5 protein-coding genes and 2 pseudogenes are annotated in these 6,149 nt (G+C 29.8%); 4 read left to right on the plus strand and 3 right to left on the minus strand.

Features of this window, described 5'->3' with window-relative positions; genetic code table 11:
- Both ACH2BO_RS11730 and ACH2BO_RS11735 read left to right on the plus strand, forming a co-directional pair.
- A pseudogene (locus tag ACH2BO_RS11730) lies at positions 1-141 on the plus strand (peptidoglycan synthetase); the annotation flags it as partial.
- Between the two features lie 4 nt (positions 142-145).
- Positions 146-511, plus strand: a complete 366-nt coding sequence (locus ACH2BO_RS11735) for a c-type cytochrome (RefSeq protein ID WP_395044924.1) — start codon at positions 146-148, stop codon at positions 509-511.
- A 60-nt stretch (positions 512-571) separates the two neighbouring features.
- Here ACH2BO_RS11735 and ACH2BO_RS11740 read toward each other — a convergent pair whose 3' ends face one another.
- The 3 genes from ACH2BO_RS11740 to ACH2BO_RS11750 form a co-directional block, all read right to left on the minus strand.
- Positions 572-3,646, minus strand: a complete 3,075-nt coding sequence (locus tag ACH2BO_RS11740) for a WD40/YVTN/BNR-like repeat-containing protein (RefSeq protein WP_395044925.1) — start codon at positions 3,644-3,646, stop codon at positions 572-574.
- A gap of 7 nt (positions 3,647-3,653) precedes the next feature.
- A complete protein-coding gene (locus tag ACH2BO_RS11745) occupies positions 3,654-4,394 on the minus strand; it encodes an outer membrane lipoprotein-sorting protein (protein ID WP_395044926.1) in 741 nt (246 codons plus the stop codon).
- Between the two features lie 79 nt (positions 4,395-4,473).
- Positions 4,474-5,094: a DUF1287 domain-containing protein gene (locus tag ACH2BO_RS11750; protein WP_395044927.1), complete on the minus strand. Its 621-nt coding sequence runs from the start codon at positions 5,092-5,094 to the stop codon at positions 4,474-4,476.
- Between the two features lie 126 nt (positions 5,095-5,220).
- On the opposite strand from ACH2BO_RS11750, the gene radC reads away from it, so the two are divergent.
- Positions 5,221-5,904: a DNA repair protein RadC gene (gene radC, locus ACH2BO_RS11755; protein ID WP_395044928.1), complete on the plus strand. Its 684-nt coding sequence runs from the start codon at positions 5,221-5,223 to the stop codon at positions 5,902-5,904.
- 41 nt (positions 5,905-5,945) lie between these two features.
- Positions 5,946-6,149 (plus strand): annotated as a pseudogene (locus ACH2BO_RS11760) (noncanonical pyrimidine nucleotidase, YjjG family); the annotation flags it as partial.

The raw sequence follows: 6,149 nt of genomic DNA on the forward strand, positions 1-6,149 counted from the left end.
GATTTAATTATTTATACCAATCCAGCCGATTTTAAGAATTTCTTATTCGCTCAAAATTTTGATAATTCTGCATTGCTATTAATGAGCTCTGGGAATTACGGCGGATTGAATTTTGATGAAGTAAAACAATTAATGAAATAATTTCATGAAAATATTTTTTCTTGTTTTTATATTAAGTTTGTCTTTTTATTTTCAAAAAGAAAGTAGAAAGTATTTAGTAATTCAAGATGTAAAATATAAAAATGGAAAGAAATTATTTGAAAAAAACTGCTTATCATGTCATTCTATAGATATGAAAAAAAAGGCAACGGCTCCAGCTTTGGGAGGAATAACTAAAAAGCGTGAAAAAAAATGGCTTTATGATTATACAAAAGATTCATATGGAATGTTTGAAAAAGAAGATAAAATTGCTGTTGAAATAAAAAATCAAAATTGGGGTTTAATGCCTTCTTTTATTGAACTTACTGATAAAGATTTAGATGCAATATACTATTTTATAGAAAATAAATAATAAAAAAAAAAGACCAACTCCTATAAAATTGGTCTTTTTAGCTTGTAATATAAAATGAAATTAATTTTCAAGAAATTCTTCAATTGTTTTTAGTTTAAACGGAATTCCGTTTTTAGTTGTTGCATCAGTCAATTTACCTAAATAACTTGATTTTAAAGTTTCAAATTTTGATTTTGCAGTATTAAATAATTCCATAACGCTTTCAATATTTGCTTTTTGCGAAGGCGAAGGTGCGTCATATTGTGATGCAACAGAAGAATATATTGCGCCAAGTTTTTCTCTTAATTGTTTTTCTGCTGAACCAACATAATTATCACCAGTTGTAACAACCATTGTGTTTTTTAAAGCATTAAGTTCGTTAGAAATTTTAGAATTAGATTTCTTTAAAGCAGGAACTTTTAAGCTTAATTCATCAGAAACTTTAATCATTTCATCAATTTGATAAACAGTATAAGCAAGTTCTTGTACTTTATCAAACAAAACATGAGAAGTCTTGTATTGTTCATCTCGAGAAGATTGCATAATAACACTTTTTGGATCATTAATTACATCAAAATCATGTGTATAGGTTTCTTTACCTTTAGTTAAAACGGCTTTGTATTTTCCGGCTGGAACCATTGGAGTTGAAAAACCACTGTAATCAATAGTTTTTCCTTGTGCCGTTTTTGGACCTTTTTCATTAAAACCCCAAGTTACAATATTAATTCCTTTTTGATTAGCTGCAGGAAGTTTTACAACTCTTTTTCCTGTAGCATCTTGAACCTCTAATTCCATTTTACCAAAAGTATTTCTCTTTTTTAAATAATAAATAATTTGAGCAGCACTGTTTGGGTTTGAACCTACAAATTCTAATTCAGATGATGTACCGCCAAAACTTGAATTTTCTAATTTAGGATAAGCTTTTGTTTCAAAGAAATGAACGTCTTTTTTTACAACATCTTGAGTAACTTGTCTTAAAACACTAATGTCGTCTAGAATAATAATTCCTCTACCATGAGTAGCCATCACTAAATCGTTAGTTTTTTTATGTAAATCAATATGAAAAACTGATGCAGACGGCATTTCATTTTCAAATTTCGACCAGTTTTTTCCGCCATCAATAGTTATATACAATCCTTTTTCTGTACCAAGAAATAATAAATTTTCGTTTACATAATCTTCTTGAAGAGTTCTAGAAAATCCGTCAATATCTTTAGTAATAATTGAATTCCAAGTTTTTCCAAAATCGTTTGTTTTGTAGACATAAGCTTGATAATCATTTTTGGTATGACCATCAAAAATTGCATAAGCACTTCCTGAATTAAAATTACTAGATTCAATATGATAACACCAAGTGTTTATTGGTAATCCTTTAATATTTGCAGTAACATTGCTCCAAGTTTTTCCTGCATCTTGTGTAACTTGAACGTTTCCATCATCGGTACCAACCCAAATAACATTTTTGTCTTTGGGAGATTCTGCAATTGTAAACAAAGTGCAATGATTTTCGGCGCCAGAATTATCTTTAGATAAACCTCCAGAGTTTTCTTGATTTAATTTTAATGGATTATTAGTAGTTAAATCTGGAGAAATTATTTTCCAGGTTGCACCCATATCGTCAGAAACGTGAACAAATTGACTTCCTGCATAAATTCTGTCTGGATTGTGAATTCCTGTAACTATTGGTGTATTCCAATTAAACCGAAGTTTAACAACGCCTTTTTCTTGAAGAGGTTGAATTGTTTTTAGCTCTTTGGTATCTAAATTATAACGCCAAATATTTTCTGCACCTTGCATTTCACTATAAACAATTTTTTTTGTTGGATGTTTTAAAACTCTAAAACCATCACCAGCACCAACGCTTTCCCAATCGCGAGCTTCAATTCCGCCATCACTTTTACTTGGTCCAAACCAAGAACCATTGTCTTGCAAACCACCATAAATATTATAGGGTTCAGCATCATCCATGGTAATGTGATAAAATTGAGATAAAGGAAGATTTGTAGTTTTTTCTAACGTCGAACCACCATTCCAGCTTCTATAAAATCCTCCATCAGTAGCGCAATAAATTCTCTTTGAATCGTTTAAATCTATTGCAATATCATGAATATCAGAGTGCATACTGCCTAAATCTTTAAAAGTAACACCACCATCACGACTAATAGAACCGCTTAAACCACCTTTATAAACTATATCAGCATTTTTTGGATCTACAACAATTCTAGAAAAATAAAATGGTCTAACCACTAATGCAAAATCACTATTTAAATGTTTCCAGCTTTTTCCAGCATCTGTAGATTTATACATTCCTTTTTCAGCATCTTTTTCACATTCTAAAACACTATATAGAATTTCAGAATTAGATGGTGCAACTGCAATTGCTATTCTTCCTAGTTTTCCTGTTGGATAACCAGTATGAATTTTATTCCAAGTTTTTCCGCCATCAATTGTTTTAAGTAAGCATGAATTAATTCCGCCAGAACTAAAAGACCAAGCGGTTCTTCTAAATTCCCAAAAACTGGCATACATAACATCAGGATTTTTGGGATCTATTACTAAATCTGAACATCCAGTATTCGAATCAATTCCATATATTTTTGTCCAAGTTTTTCCGCCATCTTTAGAGTTATATATTCCTCTTTCATCATTTTCACCCCAAAGTGCACCAAGAACACCAACCCAAATAGTCTCAGAATTTCTCGGGTCAACAATTATAGAAGAAATTCTATCCGATTTTGGTAAACCCATGTTTGTCCAGTTTAATCCTCCATCTGTAGATTTATAAATTCCATCGCCAGCAGAAACACTATTACGTGTCCAGGTTTCGCCAGTTCCAACCCAAATTACATTGTCAGGATTGTTTGGATCTACAGTAATACAACCAATTGATTGATTGTGTTTATCAAACATTGATGAAAAACTTGCACCACCATCACCACTTTTCCAAACGCCACCACCAGCAGCTCCAATATAAATAATTTGATTGTTAGTTGGATGTTGGGCAATGTCTGAAATTCTTCCGCTCATAATTGCAGGACCAATTTGTCTTGCCTTTATATCACCAAATAATTCTTTACCTTTTAATACAATGTCTTCTTGAGCAAAAACACTAAAAGAGAAAAGTCCTAAAAAAACTAAAAATTTTATATTTTTCATAATAAAATTACTCAGCTTTAAACTCTAGTGCTTTTGGATCAATTGTAGGATTTAATGTGATTTTCTTTACAGTCATTTCTTGACCATATTGACTAATTGTAAAAGGAAAATAAACACCTTCAACTTCTTGATAATTTCCTGCAGTTGATGAAGCCATTTGACCTTTCATTTGACCTTCTTTAATTTCAGTTTCGGTTAATACAATTACGTTGTTTTCAACATCAAAATAATAAAAAGAAACATCATCAACTTTTTCTCCATTAATAGTTTGAGGTAACTTAGTTAATTTTATTTTATGACATTCTGTACCTTCTTTAGTTTCTTTGGCAATATATTCTGCTTTATAACCTTTAGATTTATAGTTTAAAAAAGGATCTGGAAAATCGTTGGAAGCAGTATTCTTCATATTCTCAATATCTTCAGAATTCATTTTTTCTGCTTTCATGGTCATCATATTTGTAGACCAACCAGAAGTTCCGTCAAATGCAACTTGAGTCATTTCTTTACCCATCAAATTAATTTTGACTAACATTTTTCCATCTTTGGCAGTGCAAACTTCTACCGGAATTTCCATTCCTTGATAATTAGCAATCATTTCCATTTTTACAGATTTTATTGCCTCTAATTTTTCTTTTCCACCAATAGTTTCAATGTATTTGTTTACTACATCATCTACATTTTGAGCTTGCGCACTGAAAAAAGTTAGAGAAACCACAATTGTTTTTAATAATAAGGATAGTTTTTTCATTTGGATTTGTTTTAAATGTTATTATTTATATATGTATAAAAATATATTAATGTGTTACAAGATATAAATTTTATTTTAATTAATATCCATATTTATAGTGACCTACTATATCATAATTAAATAGGCAATCTTCTAGAACTTGACCGCCACCAACATTATGAACCAATAATGGACGATTGCCATCTTCAGATTTTTTATTGGTTACAATTCCAATATGAGGCAATTTTTTTCCAATCATCCAAGTTACTATTTCGCCAGTTTTATAATCATTTGGATTTTTAGTAACAACTAGTTTTTCTCCTTTTCGAGTAAAAAATATTTCAAGATTAGGAACTCTTCTATGGTCGATATTAGTGTCGGGTTTTTTTAAACCCCATTTTTTTAGGTTTAGATATTTAGAGAAATTGGCTTTTAAATCTTCGTGAACTTCTTTTTGCAAATCAATATTTAATTTTCTATAAGCACGAATAATAACATCAGTACAAACTCCTTTGTTTTTTGGAACATCACCATTCGGATATTTTATACTAATATAACTTGGATCATATTCTACAGATGAATCAACAATTGAAATGGCTGCATTGGATAATTTTTCTTGAAACGAAGTTGGGTTTTTATTCTCTAGCAAAGAAAAATCTTCTACTTTTTTACAGTTTAAAAATAAAATTAGAAAGCTTGTTGGAAGTATTAATAATTTCATGGTTATTAATTTATTTTTTTTTGTTACAAACAATAAGTTTTAATAATAAACGAAAATTATAACCATTTTATTTTGAACTCGTTAAAAAAATAATTTAATTTGCAGTTCTAAACGCCAAAATAATTTATGTATACACCAATAAACCAATGGGCAGAGGATGATCGTCCTCGCGAAAAATTTCTACTAAAAGGTAAATCTACCTTATCTGATTCTGAATTACTTGCTATATTAATAGGTTCTGGTTCTCGAAATGAAAGCGCAGTGCAATTGTGTCAACGAATTCTAGCATCTACTAATAACAACTTAAATCAACTAGGAAAATTATCAATTCTTCAACTTACCGCATTTAAAGGTATTGGTGAAGCAAAAGCTATTTCAATTGTAGCAGCTCTAGAACTTGGAAGAAGAAGAAGAGTTGAAGATGCAGTTGAGTTTATAAAAATCACTTCTAGCAAAGCGGTTTTTGAAATTATGCAACCAATAATTGGCGAACTTTATCATGAAGAATTTTGGGTTTTGTATCTTAATAATTCAAATAGAGTTATATATAAAGCACAATTGAGCAAAGGTGGAATTACTGGAACTGTTGTAGATGTTAGAATGATTTTTAAAACTGCTTTTGAGCAAAATGCAACTGCTATTATTTTAACTCACAATCATCCTTCGGGAAAATTAGAACCAAGCGATTGTGATAAAAATGTTACAAAACAATTAAAAATTGCTGGCAATCAACTAAACGTTCCAGTGTTAGATCACATAATAATAACAGAAACAGATTTTTTTAGTTTTAATGATAAAGGAATATTTTAATAAATACTCTAAATTTGCTTTTTGGATTTAAAAATGATTGCATGTTTAAAAATAAAATAACCGATGTTTTTTTTGATTTAGATCATACACTTTGGGATTTTGATAAAAATTCTGAAATTACATTTGATACTATTTTCAAGAATAATCATCCATCAGTTGAAATAAAATTGTTTATAGAAAAATACGTGCCCATCAACCAAGAGTGCTGGAAACTCTATCAGTATGATAAAATCACGCACGAAGAA

The organism is Flavobacterium sp. (genome assembly GCF_043773265.1).
GTDB lineage: Bacteria > Bacteroidota > Bacteroidia > Flavobacteriales > Flavobacteriaceae > Flavobacterium.